The 22,000-nt window shown below is 49.2% G+C and carries 17 protein-coding genes; all 17 read right to left on the reverse strand.

Going from position 1 to position 22,000, the window contains the following annotated elements; all coding sequences use genetic code 11:
* A partial coding sequence (locus tag BLU99_RS10900; RefSeq protein ID WP_144006142.1) for a hypothetical protein occupies positions 1–403 on the reverse strand: 403 nt, incomplete at its 3' end.
* Positions 404–1,099: 696 nt separating this feature from the next.
* Positions 1,100–1,621, reverse strand: coding sequence for a hypothetical protein (locus tag BLU99_RS10910; RefSeq protein ID WP_144006143.1), 522 nt, complete (start codon positions 1,619–1,621; stop codon positions 1,100–1,102).
* A gap of 242 nt (positions 1,622–1,863) precedes the next feature.
* Positions 1,864–2,160 (reverse strand): hypothetical protein, encoded by a 297-nt coding sequence (locus BLU99_RS10915; protein ID WP_144006144.1) that lies wholly within the window; start codon positions 2,158–2,160, stop codon positions 1,864–1,866.
* 179 nt (positions 2,161–2,339) lie between these two features.
* Positions 2,340–2,723: a hypothetical protein gene (locus BLU99_RS10920; protein WP_091902072.1), complete on the reverse strand. Its 384-nt coding sequence runs from the start codon at positions 2,721–2,723 to the stop codon at positions 2,340–2,342.
* Positions 2,724–2,834: 111 nt separating this feature from the next.
* Complete coding sequence (locus BLU99_RS10925) at positions 2,835–3,509, reverse strand: hypothetical protein (protein WP_144006145.1); 675 nt, start codon at positions 3,507–3,509, stop codon at positions 2,835–2,837.
* 71 nt (positions 3,510–3,580) lie between these two features.
* The gene (locus tag BLU99_RS10930; protein ID WP_091902076.1) at positions 3,581–4,165 is read right to left on the reverse strand and encodes a hypothetical protein; all 585 of its coding nucleotides are present in this window, start codon (positions 4,163–4,165) and stop codon (positions 3,581–3,583) included.
* Positions 4,166–4,218: 53 nt separating this feature from the next.
* Positions 4,219–4,602, reverse strand: coding sequence for a hypothetical protein (locus tag BLU99_RS10935; protein WP_091902078.1), 384 nt, complete (start codon positions 4,600–4,602; stop codon positions 4,219–4,221).
* A 770-nt stretch (positions 4,603–5,372) separates the two neighbouring features.
* Positions 5,373–6,278: a TraB/GumN family protein gene (locus tag BLU99_RS10940; protein WP_091902080.1), complete on the reverse strand. Its 906-nt coding sequence runs from the start codon at positions 6,276–6,278 to the stop codon at positions 5,373–5,375.
* A 19-nt stretch (positions 6,279–6,297) separates the two neighbouring features.
* On the reverse strand, positions 6,298–7,971 hold the full coding sequence (locus BLU99_RS10945) for a DUF6377 domain-containing protein (protein WP_091902082.1): 1,674 nt from the start codon (positions 7,969–7,971) through the stop codon (positions 6,298–6,300).
* Positions 7,972–8,271: 300 nt separating this feature from the next.
* The gene (locus BLU99_RS10950; protein WP_091902085.1) at positions 8,272–10,554 is read right to left on the reverse strand and encodes a glycoside hydrolase family 3 C-terminal domain-containing protein; all 2,283 of its coding nucleotides are present in this window, start codon (positions 10,552–10,554) and stop codon (positions 8,272–8,274) included.
* A 37-nt stretch (positions 10,555–10,591) separates the two neighbouring features.
* The gene (locus BLU99_RS10955; protein ID WP_091902259.1) at positions 10,592–11,827 is read right to left on the reverse strand and encodes a glycoside hydrolase family 5 protein; all 1,236 of its coding nucleotides are present in this window, start codon (positions 11,825–11,827) and stop codon (positions 10,592–10,594) included.
* A 6-nt stretch (positions 11,828–11,833) separates the two neighbouring features.
* A complete protein-coding gene (locus tag BLU99_RS10960; protein WP_091902087.1) occupies positions 11,834–12,928 on the reverse strand; it encodes a family 16 glycosylhydrolase in 1,095 nt (364 codons plus the stop codon).
* Positions 12,929–12,939: 11 nt separating this feature from the next.
* On the reverse strand, positions 12,940–14,841 hold the full coding sequence (locus BLU99_RS10965; protein WP_091902089.1) for a hypothetical protein: 1,902 nt from the start codon (positions 14,839–14,841) through the stop codon (positions 12,940–12,942).
* A 53-nt stretch (positions 14,842–14,894) separates the two neighbouring features.
* Entirely contained in the window at positions 14,895–16,427 is a 1,533-nt protein-coding gene (locus BLU99_RS10970) for a RagB/SusD family nutrient uptake outer membrane protein (RefSeq protein WP_091902260.1), read from the reverse strand.
* Between the two features lie 50 nt (positions 16,428–16,477).
* Complete coding sequence (locus BLU99_RS10975) at positions 16,478–19,669, reverse strand: SusC/RagA family TonB-linked outer membrane protein (RefSeq protein ID WP_091902091.1); 3,192 nt, start codon at positions 19,667–19,669, stop codon at positions 16,478–16,480.
* A gap of 314 nt (positions 19,670–19,983) precedes the next feature.
* Positions 19,984–21,210 carry a sugar MFS transporter gene (locus tag BLU99_RS10980; RefSeq protein ID WP_091902094.1) on the reverse strand — a complete coding sequence of 409 codons (1,227 nt, stop codon included), beginning with the start codon at positions 21,208–21,210 and terminating at the stop codon, positions 19,984–19,986.
* 113 nt (positions 21,211–21,323) lie between these two features.
* Positions 21,324–21,986, reverse strand: a complete 663-nt coding sequence (locus tag BLU99_RS10985) for an ABC transporter ATP-binding protein (protein WP_091902096.1) — start codon at positions 21,984–21,986, stop codon at positions 21,324–21,326.
* Positions 21,987–22,000 lie beyond the last annotated feature (14 nt).

The raw sequence follows: 22,000 nt of genomic DNA on the forward strand, positions 1-22,000 counted from the left end.
GTAGTTTCTTTAGCAAATGAGGATCCGTTACCTTGTATAGCGTGTCTACCCAATGAAATTCATCATATGTTACAATCAAGAATGTATCATTCACAATGTTCAATTTCCAATTGAGGTCACCCATCTTAATTACAGAATCATTCACCAAAGACCATCTCGGAGTAACTACCACATCATCTATCTCATAGAGATAGCATTTCTTGTCGGCATACCTTTCTGCGAGAGTATACATTTTCCCCTTACGATCAAAGTACATGTAGAATTTTGTCTTGATATAAGGATCAAAATGCGCATAATACCAATACTGGCAGCTATCGCCAGCTATCAATTCTACTCTATCATATCCTTTTGAGCAGGACATGACACCTAACAAAAATAATGATATATATACAATCTGTTTCATCTGGTTTTCTTATCTAATTCATAACTATCAGTACCACCTCCGGTTCTTTCAAATACAATCTGTATCCCGGTTCCTTTAAGACCTTTATTTGCAGCGCTTATTAAAGATATAATGTCTTTATCGGTTGTTCCTTCTTTTATTGCCTTTTTCAGATATATCCCACATGATGCTGTTATACGTTGAAGCTAAGCTATCCTTCACTTCCATTATCTTATCTGTATCATCAACATATTTATATGCCGCTTTAATCGCACCTCGGGGCCTGAGAATATAAAAATAGTCTGTCAACCGAAGTTCGTGTATCTCTTTATTGTGTTGACGAACTATGACCTTTGACCCATAATCATCTAATACAAATATTACACGTTTAATCCTTTCCCACGGAACAAAGACTTCTTCATTCTTCTTACGGCATAGCAACATACCATTGTCGTCAATCTTTAAAACTAGAAAGTTTAAACTTTTCCTTAAGTACTTAATCAGATAAAACAATATATATGGTACTATGATGTAACTACTCACGAATGAGGAATAATTCCAAGAATAACCTTTTATGGCAATTAGAAGGAAAATAGGAATACAACATATAACGCTACACGCCATTCCAAAGAATACACATCTTTTATAATAAATATTTCTATATATAGTATACATATAAGTTATAGCTTCTCATTTAATCCCTTATTACATATTTGTCTAATTCTTCAACATCTTCATGAGGGCCCTCATGAAAGTATCTCTTTTCCATGAGTAACCCAATTCACCCAAGACCTCTTTCTCGAAAACACTCTTATAGTATTGGTTTTTCTCCTTCACTAAATCATCTGTATTTATCTCTTTCCACCGTAAAGACCTGATACCTTCCGACACGGATACAAGGGAAAGTTTCACCTCTGAAGAATCAGAGACAGACTCACTCATGTTAATTGCACACCTATATGCTATGGTGTCATTATGACTATCATGTATCTTAAAATGCATCATGTAGAAAGAAGATGAAAGCCCATCAATATTTGCTAATGTGTCCATCTCAGGAACTCTCTCAAACAAATCCATACCACGAATCTGCTTGAAAACCTTTATTCTATGTACAAGGCTATCTCTTGATGGAGAATCAATTATATAACTCTCCGCATATGTATACGATCCAGCAGCAACAAAACATGAAGTTAATGCTACCGACGATATAAATAATAATATGTGATAGAACTTCTTCATAACTAATTCTTCTCTAACACTTTTTTATAGAACCCACCTCGCGCCCCGTGCCAAGATGGTCCTAGTTCTGGTAGTAGAACGCATTCTTCAGGCGGTTGGCCACATCGTAGGTGAACTTATAGCTATTGCTTATCATCTTCCAAGCCATATGGTTGATATCGAGGGCAAATATAGGCAACTTGTTTTTCCCTGTTACTGTACGTAAGGCGGGTTGATGCGACAAAAGGACGATTCTCTTACTATTATGGAATTCGAACCTCACGTAGTTTCTTTAGCAAATGAGGATCCGTTACCTTGTACAGCGTGTCTACCCAACGGTCTTCGTCTGTCGTAATGATCAGGAATGTATCATTCACAATGTTCAATTTCCAATTGAGGTTACCCATTTTAATTACAGAATCATTCACCAAAGACCATGTAGGGATATATTCCACATCCCCTCCGTCATAGAGATAGCATTTCTTGTCGGCATATCTTTCTTCGAGAATAACGCGTTTCCCCTTACGATCAAAGTACATGTAGAATTTTGTCTTGACCATAGGATCTGAATTCACACAAAACCAATACTGGCAGCTATCGCCAGCTATCAATTCTACTCTATCATATCCTTTTGAGCAGGACGAGAATAACAATACTATAAATAATGATATATAAACTTTCTGCATAACTTATTAGAACTCTTTTTCAAATATAATTCCCATACCGTTTGCTGTGTTATTTATCGATAAGACTTCTTATCTACTCGAACAAGCTCCTCGTTCCATACGGCCTCGAATTCTTCTTTGCTGATATATTCGGCGTGCATATGCTCGATGTAATCATTTATTCCCCCATAAACATCAGTCCAATACCCATAATTCCTGTCATCAGGGTCTTTAACAATAACCCTTCCATAAGTGTCTCTTCCTACTTCACGGCAAACTCCATCATTTTCACACGTCTCATCGTATTCGATATACCATGTTTCGACTAAGTGGTATGATTGCCTAAAATCCGGATTCTCTTCTGGGATAATAATCCTTATTAACTTTATCAGAAGCTTTACGAAGAAAGAATACTCTGGGATAGGACCAAGATTATAATTGAATTTTAAATATTTCATATGACTTCATTTTACCACACAAAAAAAGTTTATTAGCAACCCCATGCGACATATGGTTGATATCGAGGGCAAATATAGCAAAAGCGTCCCAACGATCCAGCATAATAATTCCTATTTCACATCCATACTTTCTAATCCGACATAGATCAGAACACCAATAATCTTCTCTGGGAGGCTATCTCTTGAGAGATTGTACTGCTTGGCATAATCTTCGGCATCTACAGGAATGATCATATCTACGCTCATCATCTCTCCGACACACAAATGATATCTCTGCAGAATCCCTTCCAAATCGCTTTTGAGAGAAGTGTGATACAAAGCAGAGTCAACAGCTGAATGGTTAAACATATTCTCTTTCGTCAGTTGGCGACTAACAGCAATGGCAATGTCAGGAAGGTTGTCCAACAAAAGAATTTCCATAGAACCAACACGAGAAATATCAATATCATTCCTTGCCTCTTTTAAACATTCTCCGAACTGTTGGAGGAACTCTTGGTAAGTAGAGACCTTATACTTCCCTCCGCTCTTCTTTCTCCCTTGCTGAAAGTGCTTTATGTCTTGGTTAAAATCGACACTCAGTTGGAGACAATCTCCGCTCCATCGCTTAAAAGAGAAAGAAGCAGCCATGGTGTCATTATCAACAGACACGAAATATTCACGCCATTGTTTAAAACCTGTCGAAAGAACGTCTTCCTTATGCACCACATAATGCCTGTCACCTGTACAACAGACTATCATGAGTGGCATAAAAAAGGCACATAATAAAGTGATATAATTATTCTTCATAAATTTACCATACTTATGTTTTGATTTCTTTTCTTGACTGGTATATACAAAGTAATGATTAGGTGCAGCGATCACAGATAGACTTCCTCGCCATTAAGCTTTACAGGGATTTTGTCTCTTATCGAACCACGCTTAAAAGTCTTATCAATCAAGCTGTCTCCAAGGAATGTCAGATAGCAATTCTCAGGCTCATCTAGGTCTAACCACTTCCCTTTATTATTCTCTTCATATTCCTTTGGGAAGAGTATCTTTGAGAATTTGACATATGCCGTATCCGAAAGTATGCTAAACCTATTTTCTAATCGAACCTTCATAGACAAGATAGCATGTGAGAATATCACATGATGACCATTTACCTTGCACAGATCAAAAGGAGCAACAATCGGGAGTACCAACATGCCACGCACAGGGGCTAGATAATAACGATATATACTATCATTAACGTCTCTTGACCATACTCCCACATAGACTGAGTCACCACGCTCTATGTCTGCCTTTCTATCCTTATATAGAAAGTCCTGATATTCTGTAATAGCTTCTACCAGATCCTTGTTGTTTATCTCGATAGGATATTCAAGTTCTGCATCTTTGCTATCCGAAGACGTGCAGCACGAGAATAACAATACTATAAATAATGATATATAAACTTTCTGCATAACTTATTAGAACTCCTTCTCAAATATAATTCCCATACCGTTTGCTGTGTTATTTATCGATAAGACTTCTTATCTACTCGAACAAGCTCTTCGTTCCATACGGCCTCGAATTCTTCCTTGCTGATATACTCGGCATGCATTTTCTCGATAAAATCATTGAGCCCCATATTCGTGTCGTTCCAGAAACCATAGTTCCTTTTGTCAGGATCCTTGACGATAATCCTTCCGTAAGCGTCTCTTCCCACTTCACGAATTGTCCCGTCTTCTTCATACGTCTCATCGTATTCTATATACCATGTATCTACCAAAGAATATAATCCCCTAAAATCCGGATTGTCCCCCCAAAAGATGATTCTTAAGAAACTGAAGAGCACTCTTTCAAAAAAGGATTCTTTTAATACTGAACCAATATTATCTTTAAATTTTAAATATTTCATATTACTTCTTTTTAACACACAAAGATAGTCTATTTGCAATCCCGTGCGATATATGGTTGATATCGAGGGCAAATATAGGCAATTTGTCTGAAACGGCCAAATCTGGGAGATAAATTGTGAGGGGCGGTTCTCCCTTCGACAAGCTCAGGGACCGCAGTGGGGTGCTCAGAGAGCGGGGGGCGGTTCTCCCTTCGACAAGCTCAGGGACCGCTGGGGGATTGTAGGCTCAGGGACCGTAGATGGTGAGCGGTCCTTGAGCACCCTACCGCGGTCCCTGAGCCTGTCGAAGGGACTTACGAAGAGTCTGTGGTGATATATCTTTACAAATGGGCGCTCATAACTCGCGTGGTGGGCAGGAACATGGGAATGTGGGGCGTAGGCGTGAGTTTTGGGCCATTTTGATAATCAACTGATAATAAAGCAATTACGCCCATGCAAGAAAGGGGTAGGATTTTACAGTCGTGGAGATAGGGTCTATGAGTCGTGGAGATAGGGTTCACGAGAGAAGGAGATAATCCCTATACCCTATAAGAGATTATCTCCTTCTCTCGTAGATGCCATTCCTTTCGGTCGTGGAGATGATCTCTTTGACTGTTAGAAGGCACCCCTATCCAAAGTAGCCCACATCACGACTCCAGACAGGTCGAAAGTACACCATAATAAGACAAAAAGGGGACTAAAGAGCCCCCTTGGTTTTTCTGGTTCGCAACTTCAGACGAACGTTTTTTTAGGCAGTTTTTTAGGACAAAAGTCTGTCACGGGAGGGGTGGTTACTTGGTGACGCCCTCCACGGTGTAACCGGCGGTGCGGAGCAGGTGCAAGACACCCTTCTCGCCATATAGGTGGGCGGCGCCGACGGCAAAGAGCGTCGGTTTCTCTGCCATGATGGCGGGCATCTTCGTCAGCCAGTCGGCATTACGCTTGTCGAGGATCTCCGCATCCTCTTCCGGCGTGTTGTCGCAGCTGTTGTTCAGCTTCGCCTCCATCGCCTTCTGAATAGCGTCAAGGTCCTGCGCAAAGAAAGCACGGATGACGTTCTCGGCCATCTCGTCCATGAAGTCGGCATGATCGACCAGGCACATCAGCAGCTCCTTCTGGCGCTCGAGCGTCTGTCCCTGGAAGAGCGTCTTGATCTGGAAGGCCACCGTCTCCAGTCCGCCCACGCCCTTACCCTGAGCCCGGGCCTCCTTCTGGAAGTAGTCGTCGAAGGAGTTCTGCAAGTCTATGCTACCACTCTTCTTCATATAAGAGAGCGCCGACAGGGTCGTGCTCAGGGCCGACGGTGTCATCCTGCTCATCTGCTGGGCTATCATCGGGTTGGTCATGTCGAAGCCAATCAGTTGTTTCATATAGGCATTCAGACGTCCCATCTCGTCGGTATCCAACAGATTGTCGAGTGTCATACCCTCGGGCAGCAGCATCGCCAGCTGAATCTGCGCCAGACTGTCGGAACCAAGCAGGTCGGCCATCACCAGTTCGCCGTACACCTGCTGGCAGTCGGCCATGACCTGACGGATGCCAGGGATGGAGTCAACGAACGACACGGGGGCCAGATGATAGGTGCCCACGATATAAGAGGGTGCGGTCAGTCCACGACCAGAGATCTTGTACAGGATCTGTGCCTGTGCGCTCATGAGTGCCACCATGAGCGTAAGCGTGAAGATTATTCTTTTCATTATTGATAATATGGTTAAGTTATTGAATTATTCCCAACTGCTTGATGCGGCGCTCGAAGCTCTCACGGTTGTCGAGGGCACCGTTCTTGATGCGCGCCCGATAGTTATAGATTGTGTTCACGCTGTAGTGCAGGAACTCCGCGATCTTCGAGGAGTCCTCGATACCCAGACGGATCAAGGCGAAGATACGGATCTCCGTCGTCAGCCGGTTCTCCTCTTTCGGACGCACCTGCATGTCGGGCTGCAGCAGAGCATTGAAGTCGTTGACGAAGTTCGGGAAGAGATGCAGGAACACAGAGTCGAAGTTCTGATAGAGCTCCTCCAGCTCATGCTCCTTCAGCTCGGTCGACTTCGAGAGGCGGAACAGCTCGTCGAGCTCCTTGTTCTTCATCTTCTTGTTGACCATCTTCCGATAGTCGTCGATCTTGTCGATATACTGTGAGCAGAGACTCATGAAGCGTCCGATATACTCCTCCTTCACACGGTTGCTCTCGGAGAGCTGGGAGTTCAGCATCGACAGCTCACTGTTCAGTGCCGACAACTCATCCGTCTGGGCGGCCAACTGCTGATTGGCCGACGCCAGTTCGTCGTTCGAACCCTTCAGCGCCTTACGGGCGGCATTCAACTGACGGTTACGGCGATGGAGGAACAAGAGTACGCCCAGCAACAGCAACGCCAGTACACTGATACCCGCCAGGGCCATGCGCAGCTGAGACGTGGTACGCTCGCTCTGACTCTTATAGTTCTTCGCGATAGTGGTGAGCAACGGAGCTATCTGCCAGTTACGCTGTCGCGACCCGTACCTGTTGGCACAGTCGCTGGTAAAGCTGATATAGCTCGAGGCCTTATCGATATCGCCATTCAGCATCAACTCATTGGCCAGTTCCCACATCGACCCCTGGTCCATGGCGGCATGTCGGATATCGGCCAGCACCGACTCCACCAGCCAGTGCATCATCTGCACACTGTCGCGCCGCAGCTTATACTCAATATACCGATAGAGAGCCACCATGGCATACGGATGAGAACCGGGTTCCACGGTCTTCAGCCACTCGTCGTTGATATGCATAGACTCTTCCAGCCTACCCTCGCCCTGAGCACGCTGCTCCCTGCGCAGGAAGCACGACTCACTGGTCGGTGGCAGAGCGTCCATCATCAACTGCTCATAATGATAAGCCTTCTCCAGATAGTTCTGGTGCATATAGTCCAGATGAGTATAATAAGCCAGTTCGCTATACACGTTGTTGTAGGCCTCGTAATAGGTGCCCAGCGCCAAGGTGTCGACGTTCAGGTTCTTGATGGAGTCGAGGATGCTCAGTGCTTCGTCGTACATACCGATGTTCGAACAACGGATAGCCAACTGCGAACGACATTTAACAGCCGACGACACATCGCCCATGCCATCGGCCAAGGTAATACACTGACGAAGGAAATACATGGCGGAATCGCTCACGAAAGGCTTGTAAAGCTCGTACAGCTTATAGTTACATTGATACTTCCCTTTCGCTGAGGTCTCATACGCCAGTTCCCGTCGGGCCACGCCGATCTTCTGTTCATGAGCCGCCACATAGTCGGCAGAGTGGGCAATGGCCTCGTCTACCGCCTTGCAATAAGACGTCAGGTCATGATGGCGAGCCGCAGAGCCGACACCCACGACCGTCAGCAGCACCAAGAGCAACAGTATCTTCTTCATCGTTTCCACTTTCGTGGGACAAAGATACGAATAAGCGAGAGAAAAACCAAATTTATTTGGATTTTTCCGAGCGTGAGTGTCTTCGTGCTCGCAGAGCACAGAGATACGAAAAGTTGAGAGAGTTTATAACAAAAGAGACATCTCTCGAGACGGAGTATCTTCGCGATTAGAATCGCAGAGGTACGAATAAGCGAGAGAAAAGAAGTCCGGGAAAGTATTCTTCCCCAGACTTCCTCTTGTCAACTCCTAAAAACAATCTTCCAATTACCAACTTCTATCAATATATGCATTCTAAATTCATCATTCCAATCTGAATATATACTTGGCAGGCAAGCGGTCGGAGGCAGAGCCTACGAGAGCCTCGAACTCGCCCGGTTCGGCCTTCCAGGCCTGTGTAGTCTCATCATAGAAGCTCAGGGCATCACGCCCTATCGTGAGCTTCACATCGGTAGTCTCGCCCGGCTGGAGGAACACCTTCTGGAAGGCCTTCAACTCCTTCACGGGTCGGTCGACCGAGGCTTTCTTGTCAGCGATATAGAGCTGGACGGTCTCGCTGCCAGCCCGGCGACCGGTATTGGTGACACTCACGGTGAAGGTGATCTGCTCATCAGCGGTGAGACGCTGTCTGTCGGCGGTGAGCTTACCAAACTTAAACGTGGTATAGCTCAGGCCATGACCGAAGGCGAAGAGCGGACGCACCTTCTGCTTGTCGGTCCAACGATACCCCACATAGACACCCTCCTTGTACGTCTCGTCGATTACCTGATGGTCGTCGCGCCACGTACCAGGATAGGTGTTCAAGGCATGAGCACCACAGTCCTCCAGACGCTGATACCAGGTGAAGGGCAGTTTGCCGGAAGGGTTCACGTCGCCCATCAGCACAGAGACCAAAGCCTCACCTGCCTCAGAGCCGATAAACCAGCCCTGCACGACGGCAGGCACCTTGTCGAGCCAAGGCATGGCGACGGCATTACCAGAGATATTGACATAGACGATATCCTTGTTGACTGCGAGGAGCGCCTCGAGGAGCTCATCCTGTCCATAAGGCAGACCATACTGGCGACGGTCGTGTCCCTCACTGTCCTGATAGTCGCTCTTGTTAAGTCCACCGAAGAAGATGACCACATCGGCCTCCTTGGCCTTGACCACAGCCTCAGTCCTCAGTTCCTCGGCCGAACGAGCCTCATAGAGCGAGCGCCCCACGGTCACACCATCGTAGCTCTGGATGGTGTCACCGACATAGCCACGGGCGTAGGAACATTGAGCTTTGAACTTTGAGCATCTGGCCTGAATGGCATCAAGGGGGAGAATCTCACGCTGAACCTTCAACGAGGAAGAGCCTCCGCCGACCGTCATCATCTTGATGGCGTTCTCGCCGACCACGAGGATACGTTTCTTCTTTGAGAGATCAAGAGGTAGTAGCGGAGCGGTCTCCTTTTTCCCCCCAGCCTTGGCCACCCTATCATTCTTCAACAGTACGATTCCCTCCTGGGCAATCCTCAGGGCTGCGTCGTAATGACTCTCCGAGCAGAGGAAACCAAACGGTTTCTCGCGCCTCATCGTCGTACGATAGAACAGGCGGAGCACACGGCGCACCTTCTCGTCGAGCTCTTTCGTGGTGTATCTGCCCTCACGGATGGCCTGCTTATAGGCTTCGGCCAGATGATAACTATCGTAGGCATTGGTGCGCCCCATGGTCAGTCCGTCGGTCCAGGTTCCGAACTCAAGATCGAGCCCATTGGTGACGGCCTCGTCGGTATCGTGACAGCCACCCCAGTCGCTGATGACCACACCGTCGAAGCCCCAGTCTTGTTTCAGTATCTTGTTGAGCAGGATGCTATTATGACAATTGTGTTGGTTCCGATAGAGGTTATAGGCACCCATGATGGCCCATGCCCCACCCTCTGTCACCGCTGCCTTGAAGGCAGGCAGGTAGATCTCGTGGAGAGCACGGTCGCTCACGACGACATTCACCTGATGGCGATACTCCTCATCGTTGTTCAGGGCATAGTGCTTCACACAGGCGGCCACGCCCTTCGACTGGAGACCCTGCACATAGGGCACCACCATACGGGAGGCGAGCAGGGGGTCCTCACCCATATATTCGAAGTTACGTCCGCCGAGAGGCGTACGATAGATATTGACACCCGGACCGAGGATGACACTCTTCTTACGATAGAGGGCCTCCTCACCGAGGCTCTCGCCATAGAGACGGGCCATCTGAGGGTTCCATGTGGCCGCCAGACAGGTCAGCGCAGGAAAGGCTACGCACGAGTCGTTGGTCTGTCCGGCCTGCACCCACTCGTCCCAGAGCACATCGGGACGAACACCATGAGGACCGTCATCAGTCCAGAGGTCAGGGAAGCCCAGGCGCTTCACACCAGGACTGGAGAACTTAGACTGTGCATGGATCACGGCGATCTTCTCGTCGAGCGTCATCCGGGCCAGGGCATCCTCGATACGCTGCTCCACAGGCTTCGACTCGTCGAGATAGACAGGCACAGACTGTGCCTCGCCTAAAGAGGAATGGCCGATAAGGATTGTGCAACCGACCAGAATTCTCCTGTATGTCTTACTAATCATATTATCCTAACTTTTATTTCTTGGTTCTTAACTTCTGTCACTCCTTCATCCCCATCGTTCGGATATAATCCGTCTGAGGATGGCAGTTCTCAATGCGACAGTTCTCGGCGAACTGCATGAGCAGTTCACGGAAACGAGTCTGGTCGGGACGTGCCTCTCGCCATTCTTGATAGGTGTTACGCGAAGTCTCAGCGTATCTGACGACGATACCATCCCACCCGTCAGGGCGCTGGATACCCATCATACATGAGTTGTCCACCTTCTTATAGGGCCAGAAGGTATAGCCGATGTTCACCTCCTTAAGCACATGCACGAAGTCACTCTGCCACTCCATGGTATTATGCCCGAACTCACCCATATACATGGGGCGGTTGACCGAGTCGCGGAAGTGGATATAATGAGCGATGGCCTCCTTGGTGGCCGGTCCTCCGTAACGATGACAGGTATACATCAGCTTGTCGTCGTAACTGGTATCGTCGAGCATCCAGAAGAAACTGTTCCAGTGTGCGCCACCCAACAAGATGATATGATTCTTATCAACCTCCCGGATAGCCTTCACACAACGCTTGTAGAGAGGCTGCAACAAAGTATAGAGAGAATCCTTGTTGGCGAAATAATGTGCGATGGGCTCGTTCATGAGCTCATATCCGAGGATCGTGGGTTCGTCCTTATAGCGCCCGGCAATCTCGCACCAGATGTCACAGAACAGTTGCTGACTCTTCTCGCTCTCGAACAGCCAAGGATAGCCATGCCCGTCGTCGATATTATCACCCGTCTGTCCACCAGGACAGTCATGCATGTCGAGGATCAGATACAGATTGTTGGCCTTGCACCAGCTGACCACCGAATCAATGCGCTCATAACCATCCTTCTCACCCGTCTGTCCCATATAGTCCTCGTCGGTGAAGAGCTTATAGTTGAACGGCAGCCGAATGGTATTTGCGCCCTGACTGGCGATGAAATTGATATCAGCACGGGTCACGTAGTTATCCTTGAATCGCTGCCAGAACGCTGCCGTGAAGTCTGGTCCCACAGCCTCCTTGAACATCAAGTCTATCATCCAGGCCGAATTGGTGCGACTAAACCCGAACATATAGCCTTCAGGATTGAGCCAGTTACCCAGGTTTGTACCCTGAATAAAGAGCTTTTCGCCATTAGGTTTGATCAGGTCATGCCCTTTTATGGTTACAAATCCCGCATCGCCTTTCTGTCCGCTGCCAGCAGTACAAGCAGCAAGCAGAAGCACGATGAGGTATAAGAAAGACTTTTTCATCATCAATTACTTCTTTTGGAATACACGCACATAGTCTACTTCCATGGTGGCAGGCAGGGCACCCTCGTCAACGCCTTGAGCACCGCCCCAGTCGCCACCCCACGCCAGATTGAGGATCACATAGAAAGGCTCATCATAGGGCCAATCGTCTCTACCCAGTCCTCGGTTGTCGTAGCTGAGCTGAACCTTACCATCCACATAGGTGGTGATATTATTGGCCGTCCAGAGGATCGCATAAGTATGGAACTCACCCTCGGCACCTGCACACTTCATCTCGTGGGTAACCTGCGTGTTGTTCGAATGCACATGTGCATTGGCATGCAGGCTCGACGATACGTAGTCGGGGTGATAGCCCACCTCCTCCATGATATCGATCTCGCCATCGGCAGGCCACGAACGGAAGTTGACCGGCATCATCCAGAAGGCGGGCCATGTGCCCTTACCCTTGGGTAGTTTGATGCTGGCCTCGATATAGCCGTACTTCCATCCCTCCTTGACATGGGCATATACACGACCAGAGTAGATCTTACCGTTCTCCTTCAGGGCCGTGATACGCAGGGTACCGTTCTTCACTTGGGTGACCAGCGCACCATCGGGCGTCTTGTGGTTCACGTACTCTTGCAGTTCGTGGTTCACCCATCCCTTGCCTTTCACCTCATGTGTCCAGTCGTCAGCGTTCAGCGCTGTCCCTTCATCAAACTCATCCTGCCACACCAGCTTATAGCCTTCGGGGGCATTGTAGGCCGACTTCTCGGCCGCTGCCTGGGTGATGCGGATGCTCTTGCGGGCAGTGCCTGACATGATAACGACGTTACCGGTACGCTCTGTGGTGTTAGGGTTCTCGTCGACAGTCACTGCCACCGCGTTTGATGCATACTGGGCAGTGGCCTTTATGAAATCACCTTCAGCATACGCGCCCCACTCTTTGCCGGTGGTGGTAACACTGATGGTATAAGAGCCCCCAGTTGCAGGTGCACTGATGGACTCCACCGAAGTGGTGATTGACGGAGCAACGGGCTCCGGTTCATCGCCACCCCCACCGCAGCCCCAAAGGGCCACGGTGAGTGAGAGCAATAGCGTGTTAAGCATGCAACGTTTCATTAATTATTCTGTTATTGAGCTTCTATAAGCGTAATCTTACTGATCTTGATGTTGGTGCCTGCGGGCGAACCTCCGAAGTCGAAGAACAGTCGGACGGCATCGGCATCCTTGCCCTCTTTCAGAGTAGCACCCTTCAGAACGAACTCGAACGGTTTGCCGCCTTGGATATCGTGACGACCCTCGCAGAAGAAGTTGGTATCGCCAGCATCGGTCAGTTTGATGGTTACGCCAGGACAATCATCGTCGGCCTCAACGACCATCTTAAAGTGATAAGCCTTAGCAGCTGATGCCGTGAGCTTGGTATCGATATGGAACTGACCTTGCCACTGACTGCCACCCATGCCCTCGGGCAGTGTGATCTCGTAAGTGTCGCCGCTGTGCTTTGCCACAGGCTGTGTGGGCAGTGCTGTCCAACTGTCGTCGGCGAACCAATAGCCGAACTCACTGCCTACGGTTCCTTCGTCAACCCCCTTCCACAGGTTGTTGGCATCATCGTACTTGATGGCAACGTCCTCCTCGAAGTAAATCTTACTGATCTTGATGTGAGTACCAGCAGGTGCACCACCAAAGTCGAAGAACAGTCGGATGGCATCGGCATCCTTGCCTTCCTTCAGGGTCACGCCCTCGCGCTTCAGTACGAATGGCACGTCGGCCTTTACGTCGTTACGCTCCTCGATGAAGAAGTTGCTATCGCCAGCGTCGGTCAGTTTGAAGGTTACACCCGGGCAATCGCTGTCGGCCTCCATCACCAGATAGAAGTTGTAGGCTTTGGCTGCGCTTGCCGTGAGCTTGGTGTCGATATGGAACTGACCCTGCCACTGACTACCGCCTGTTCCCTCAGGGATGGTGAGTTCGTAAACATCGCCGTTGTGGGTTGCCTCAGGCTGCGTGGGCAGTGCTGTCCAACTGTCGTCGGCAAACCAGTAGCCGAAGGCCTCGAACAGTGTACCGTCGTCAACGCTCTTCCACAGGTTCGCACCACTGGCATAATCCCAGTCGGCACTTGGGGTGTCGTTATTATCAGGCTCATCCTCGCCGTTGGTCAGGACAAAGCGCCAGGCTATACTACGGTCGGGGGCGTCGTAAACCAATATCATCTTCTTAGCCGTCAACTCCTCGATACGGAACTTAGGATTCTCGTACTGAGCATCGCCAGAGATATACGGGAATAGTGTGTTGGCGGCCAACTGGATGTAGGTCTGCTTGGAAACGTTTCCATCCGCATCCTCCCAATCGTAAACCTCAAAGGTCCATGTTGAAGTCTGGTTGCCCAGAGCAACGTCGATATCGGCATCGGCACCTGCGCCCCACTTGGTACCCACGTTTACATAGGTCATACCGTCCTCGCCAGCACTGTAGGTATAAGAACCACCCTTGCGGGTATCGGCGGTGAAGGTGATGCGGTCGTCGTAGACACCGAAGTCCTTCTTATCGTCGGGCTGAGCACTCCACCAGCCAGCACCGTCGGTTCCGGCAGGACCACAACCCATGTGAGCCACCTCGCGGTTGGCGATGCGCCACTCCTTATCACACAGACGTTTGAAGTCGGCGCTATAGTCGATCTTGGTCTCATTGAAAGTGAAAGACTTAGACACGACGCCCTGACTGAAGCCATTGCGGTTACCCAGCTTCAGGTCGATGGTATAAGAACCAGCCTCAGGATTCTGATAACCGACCTCCTGCAAGGTAGAATATGTGGTGCCATTTATGATCCACACAGGGTATGTACCAGGCTGCGGTGTATATGTGGCAATCATCTGGTTGGTCTCCTGATCAACGTTGATGCTAAAGTCGACATCGCTTACTGACGGAATACCATTGGGGTCTGCGCCGTCGAAGCTTTCGGGCGAGCAGGCAGTCATCATCACACCTGTCAACAGAACTCCTATTGAATATATAAACAGATTCTTCATAATCTTTTTGCTATTTCAAATTTCTATTCTTTAATTCTTCCATTCTTCAACTATTAATAGTTGTTCTGAACAAGTGTGTTATCAGCATCGAGCTCACTCTGTGACAGAGGAATGTACTTCTTGCTGGGTGTCCATGAGTTCGTGCGATAGCCATAGCTGTCGGGCACAAGTATCGTTGATGCCTTCTGTGTGGCGCCGCTGATACCCTCGGCACGTACCAGGTCGAAATAACGCTTACCCTCACCGCAGAACTCCAGGTGACGCTCGGTCAGGATGTCATCGATGGTGACACTACTCAGGTTGCTCAGACCTGCACGAGCACGTACCTCGTTGACATAACCTGCAGCCTCGGCAGCACTGCCACCAGTCTGCAACAGTAGCTCGGCGGCGTTCAGCAAGGTCTCTGCATAGCGATAGATACGTTTGTTGTTGTTATAGTTCAGGTTCTTCGATGCAGGGCAGTCCTGATTATTAGCGCTCTGCGGACGATACTTACCATGCCAGATGTGCGTATCCTGATAACGCTCTGCGTAGGTGTAGCTACGTACGTCCCAACAGGTCACGTCACGGCGCTTGTCGTTCTCGGCATACATGTTGTAAGCCTCAAGTCGCATGGGCAGGAATCCCCAGCCGTCGTTACCAGTATCCCAACCGTCACCGCCAGCCCAACCGTTGGGCGAGCAAAGCGTTGGGAACACGGTACCACCTGCGTGCAACGGAGTGCCCCAGTCGCGCTGACCGTTATCATCCTCATAGTTGATCTCGAAGATGCTCTCGGCACACCACTCACCACTCTCATCAAACAGATCCTTGAAGTCGGGGTTCAGCTGATACTGAGAGTCGCTGATAATCTGCTTCATGTAGTTCAGGGCAGTAGGATAGCGGGCCGAGTCGTTCTGGTACATCACCATCTCAGCATACAGCATGTAGGCCATTGCCTGTGACACGCGACCGCTCTCGGCCACATCCCAGCGCATGGGCAGTATGTCCGATGCGATAATAGCCTCCAGCTCAGGCATCAGTTGGGCATAGATCTCATCGGCCTTCATCTGCGGAGCCGTATATGGCTCACTCAGGTTCTCAAGATAGAAGGGCACATTGCCATAGTAATGCCACAAGATATTATAATAGTAGACACGCAACAGTCGGGCCTGCATCTCATACGACTGGCGGTTCTTTCTGTCACCACCACCCCAGGAACAGTACTTGATCACGTCGTTACAACGCTTGACACCACTATAGAAATCACCCCAGAGGGTTCCCAGTGTGTTGTTGCCGTCGCCCTCAAAGTTGAAGAGCTTATGCCAGTGCTGGTTGTCACTGATGCTGGCGCCACCTACCCAGAAGTCATCGCCCATGATCTCAGCATCACAAGTCAGGTCGTTATAGGCACTGCCATCCCAGTCGGGCCAGTGCAGAGGGGCATAGGCCGAAGTACAAGCCTCGCTCAGATGCTCGTCGGTCATATAATATTCCTCCAGAGGCTCTCCGGTAGGATTCGTCACCTCCAGGAAATCGTCGCTACAAGCGGTCAGCGCTACTGCTACCACTCCAGCGCACATCACTTTATATATCTTCGTATTCATAATACTTCTTTTAATGTATTTCAACTTTAAATCCTTCAATCCTTCCATTCTTACAACGAGAGGTTAAATCCTACAGTAAAGATGCGTGCCTGTGGATAAACACCGTAGTCTACACCCATTGAGGTGCTGCCCGTACCAATCTCAGGATCGAATCCCCAGTACTTAGTCCAAGTGAACAGGTTCTCGGCACGTACGTAAACGCGGAAGCGTTCGATGCGAGCCTTTTGCGTAAGCTGACGGGGCAGCGTGTAGCCCAGTGCGAGGTTCTTCAGGCGCAGGTAGCTGCCATCCTGTACGTAGATGTCGCTAACCACCCAGTTCTTCGAGTCGCCCAGTTTCAGCATAGGTAACTTGTTCGACGTACCTTCGCCAGTCCAACGATTCAGCACCCAAGTGGGATAATTACCCGATTCAATGTCCTGTCGCCAGGTAGCGTCGAAGATATCGGCACCACTCACACCCTGGAAGAAAAGGTTCAGGTCGAAGCCCTTCCACTCAGCGTTGAAGTTCATACCGAAAGTCCAATCGGGTGTCGGCTTACCAATCTTGGTGCGGTCGTTGCTGGTAATGAAGCCATCGTTGTCCACATCAACAAAGATCAGGTCGCCAGGGTTAGAGCTCGTACCGTATTTCGCATTATAAGCATCGGCCTCGGCCTTGTTCTGCAGCACGCCCGCCGTCTTGTATCCATAGAAGTACGGGAAAGGCTGACCATTCTCGGCACGTGTGCCACCATCGCTGAACTGCGAGATACCGTAGTTCAGGAAACCGGTGTCGTTACCCAGGTTCTTCAGTTTGTTCTTCAGATAAGAGGCGTTACCCTTGATAGCGAAGTGAGCATCGCCCACGTTCCACTTGTAACCCAACTCAAACTCGATACCACTGTTCTCCATGTCGCCGACATTACCGATAGGCTTGGTCTCGCCGACATACGATGGGATAGGCATGGTCATCAGCATACCGTTGGTCTTCTTGATATAATAGTCAACGGTGAAGGTCAGTTTATTGTTCCAGAATCCGAGGTCGATACCCAAGTCGGTCTGCTCGCTCTCTTCCCACTTCAGGTTCTCGTTGGCCAGTCCATTGGCTTTCGAACCGTAGACCATGGCTGCCTGACGTCCGAAGTAGTAGTTGCTGGTGCCACCTGTGGTGGTCAGCACCGTGTAGCGGAAGTCACCGATATTCTCGTTACCGTTCTTACCCCAACTGGCACGGAACTTCAGGTTGGTCAGCCAGTCGCGTGTGCTCTCCATGAACTTCTCGTTCATGATGTTCCATCCAATTGAGAATGAAGGGAACACACCATATTTATTATTCGATCCGAATCGGCTCGATCCGTCACGACGGATCGTGCCTTGGAACATATATCTCTCGTCGTAGTTATAACTCAGACGTGCAAAAAGCGATGCAAGGTGATGCTCAACGTATGGACCGGCCCATCCATTGACCAGACTCTTCACGCCTGTGATATGTCCATCAGCATCGGTAGTCGTCTCAATGCTACCGCCAGTGGTATAGTCAACATATGGCTTACCTATGTTGATCAGGTTCCAATGCGATGCACCTACATAGCTACCCTTGTACTTCAAGGCACTCTGTCCCAGCACAACACCTATCGAGTGCTTGCCAAACTCCTTATCGTAGGTCAGGGTGTTCTCCACCTGCCACTGTGTGGCATTGGCCTTCTCGGATGAAGCCTGCGTATGGTCGGAGTTGTTGTTACCCGAGAGGTAGTACTTCGTAACCGTTGCAGCATCGCTGCCCCAGAACGACTGCTCTGCGCTCCATGTAAAATGATACTTCAGGTTATCCCACAGCTGCAGGTCAATCGCGAACTTAGGCATGAACTTATGACTCCAGCCCTTGCTGGGGTTGCCCTGCATCATGGCGATGGGGTTATTCTGCTCCTGATAGCTACCCACATAGTTCGGAATCGTATAAGGATCACCGTTAGCATCGCGGTACAGATCATACGCGCTATAACGGTCAATCATATCCTGAGCCACATCACCCGTGAGCGTTACTGGCAGCAATGGAGCCAGATAAAGGGCAGAACCCAGAGGCGAGCCCCATGTAGAGTTGGTATCGATGCCAGTACTATGCGTACGCATATAACTGAGGTTGGCGCTGATATCAAGTTTGTTCAGGAACGAACGTTCCTTAGAGTCGTCAAAGATATTGAACTGGTTGTTTGAACGTAGTGTCAGACGATCATAGTTCGAGCGGCCATAGTTTCCACCCACAATACCATCCTGAGTGTAATAACCCATAGAAAGGTAATAGTTAACCTTCTCGGATGCACCGCTGACAGACACGTCGTGTTGTACGACAGGGGCATTATCGTTAAACAACAGTTCCTGCCAGTCTGTACCGAAGCCTACGATCTTATTACCATTGGCATCGATCAGGTTGTAAGGGTCGGCATACAGGGGTTTCTGTCCTCCGTTCACATACTTCTCGTTCTGCAGGATGGCATAGTCGGTAGCGCTGGTCACATCACGGTGCTTCCATGCGCTCTGGCATCCGTAGCTGAAGTTATAGTTAATCTGGGTTTTACCTATCTTACCCTTCTTGGTGGTAACCAGAATAACACCGTTGGCGGCACGGGCTCCATAGATAGCGCCCGAGGCTGCATCCTTCAACACCTCGATACTCTCGATATCGTTGGGGTTTACGCTCTCAAGACCATACTGGTCGGCAGGCATACCATCAATGATATAAAGTGGGTTGGTGTCGTTGATTGTACCGGTACCACGCACACGTATCATCGACTGCGATCCAGGCTGACCATTGGCCGACGTGACGTTCACACCTGCTGCCAAGCCCTTCAGGGCATCATCGGCGCGCAGACGGGTCTTTCCTTCAAGGTCCTCTGAGCTAACCTTGGCGATAGAGGCGGTAACCACACTCTTCTTCTGCACACCGTAGCCGATGACGACCACATCTTGCAGTGTCTGTGCATCTTCCTTCATCGTGATGCGCATGTGACTGCTGGCCTTCACCTCTTGAGTGGTGTAGCCGATATAAGTAATAATAATAGGTGTACCCTCGTTGACCTTCAACGTGAACTGACCATCAAGATTGGTGATGGCACCGTTCTGAGGATTACCTTTTTCGACAACAGAGGCTCCGATTACGGGCTCTCCGCTCTCGTCGATCACAGTTCCCAGAATTCCCTGGGCAAAAGATGTCATCGACACCAGGAGTGCCAACAACATCATCATGAACCTGCTTTTTTTCATACTTTGTCTGATTATTGTTAATATTTAAGTTAGAATGTAGCCATCAGTTTTTCTCTTCCTCGACATGGGGGCCGGTCATTTTCAGGTATGTTATGAAGGCCTATCTCGTCTTGTAGCTTTCCGAATGCAAATTTATATAAAAAAGAGACTCTACTCATGAGCATGAATCAGAAAAGTGGATTCGCACGCCACACAAGAAAGACTAAGACGTTTATAATCAGACATATAAAAAGTCCACCCTTTCAAAAAAGAGTGGACGTAATATAGAGGTGTATAAACTACATTAATGATGCATTCTTTACAAATGCATGGTTTCAGACTTTATTCTCATCACGATGTACCACCAGTCCGAAGCCGAAGAGTCCTACAATGACATAACAAACCAGAGGGATGATAAAAGGGATGACGAGGTTCGTCGCATCGGCAATGATACCCACAAGCAGGAAACCACAACCGCCCACAGGGGTCATCATCAGAATCGACGAGGCACTCTTCGTCAGACTGCCTAAGTCGCGGATGGCAAGAGAGAAGATAGTGGGGAACATCACCGCCTCGAAAAGATAGATACCCAACAGGCCGATCATCGAGTACATACCGAAGTTCATGAGCACCAGCATGGTGCTGGCTACACAACCACAGGCACAGATCAGGAGCATGGTCTCGGCCGGGAGGCGACGCATAATCAGACTACCGCCAAAACGTCCCACCATGAAAAAGGCCAGAGCACCGGTCAGCACCATGGAGGCCGTACGATCGTCCATCCATCCCTGTCCGGTGACATAGTTAATGAAATAACTGTTGATGGATATCTCCGCTACCTCATAAGCGAGTAGTGCTATCAGACCATAGACGAAATAACGCTGCTTCCAGATTCGCAATAACGGCTCACGTCCATACTTTGCCTTCTCCTCCAGTCCGTCGTCATGCCGGATCTCCGGCAGGTTCACCCTTGAGAAGAGTAGTGCGATCACCAACACCACCATCCCGAGGATCACATATGGCAAGGCCACACTCCCCTGTCCGTTGCTACCAAACAGGAACTGTCCCACGGCAAACGTGGCGAAGAGGCAACCCAGTCCGTTGAACGACTGTGAGAGGTTCAAGCGACTGGAAGCCGTCTCCTTGGCACCCAGTTCTGTCACATAGGGGTTGGCTGCAGTCTCCAGAAAGACCAGCCCACAGCTGATGATGAAGAGGGCAAAGAGATAGGCATAGAGTGTACCTGCCTCGGTACAGGGTACAAAAAGCAGCGACCCGATAGCGAATAGTAACAGTCCGAAGACGACACCACGGCGATAGCCGAAACGGTTGATGAACAGACCGGCAGGTATTGCCATCAGGAAATAGCCCATGTAGGTTGTCACCTGTATCAGCGACGACTCGGTGATGGAGATATGCAACTGGTTCTGGAAGTGCTTGTTGAGCACATCAAGGATAGCTCTTGCAAACCCCCAGAGGAAGAAAAGGGTGGTAATCAGGATGAACGGTACCAGATAATTGATGCCGTTCTGACGGAACAATCCGTTTTTTTCGTCTCTCATGCTGCAAAGGTACGAAAAGTCGAGAGCAAAACAAAGAAACTTGTTTCTTTTTTACCGAGACGAAGTATCTTTGCGCTTTCTAAGCGCAAAGATACAAAACATAACAACAATCTTTATTTCACGATCTCTCCGTCGAACAGACGGATGACACGATGAGCAAATGAAGCATCGTGTTCAGAGTGAGTCACCATGATGACGGTCGTACCCTCACGGTTCAACTCCGTCAACATACTCATCACCTCGGCACCGTTCTTCGAGTCGAGATTACCCGTCGGCTCGTCGGCAAGGATCATTCTCGGATTGAAGACAACGGCACGGGCGATGGCCACGCGCTGCTGCTGACCACCTGAGAGCTGATGAGGGAAATGTCCGGCACGATGAGCAATATTCATCCGGGTCATGATGTCCTTGACCCGCTGTTTACGTTCTGCCTTCGGTACGCCCAGGTAGGTCAATGGCAGTTCGATGTTCTCTGCCACGTTGAGCTCGTCGATCAGGTTAAACGACTGGAACACAAACCCGATCTCGCCCTTGCGCACTTCCGTGCGTTCCTTTTCTTTGAGGCCTGCCACCTCACGGTCGCCGATGAAATACTTGCCACTGGTGGGGTTGTCAAGCAGACCAAGGATGTTCATCAATGTCGACTTGCCGCAACCGGAAGGTCCCATCACGGCCACGAACTCGCCGTCGTTCACCTCAAACGACACATTGTTTAAAGCAATCGTCTCCACCTCCTCTGTGCGGAACGACTTACACAGGTTTTCTACTTTAATCATAACTATTATTTCTT

It is taken from the genome of Prevotella sp. lc2012, from assembly GCF_900107065.1.
Classification (GTDB): Bacteria; Bacteroidota; Bacteroidia; order Bacteroidales; family Bacteroidaceae; genus Prevotella.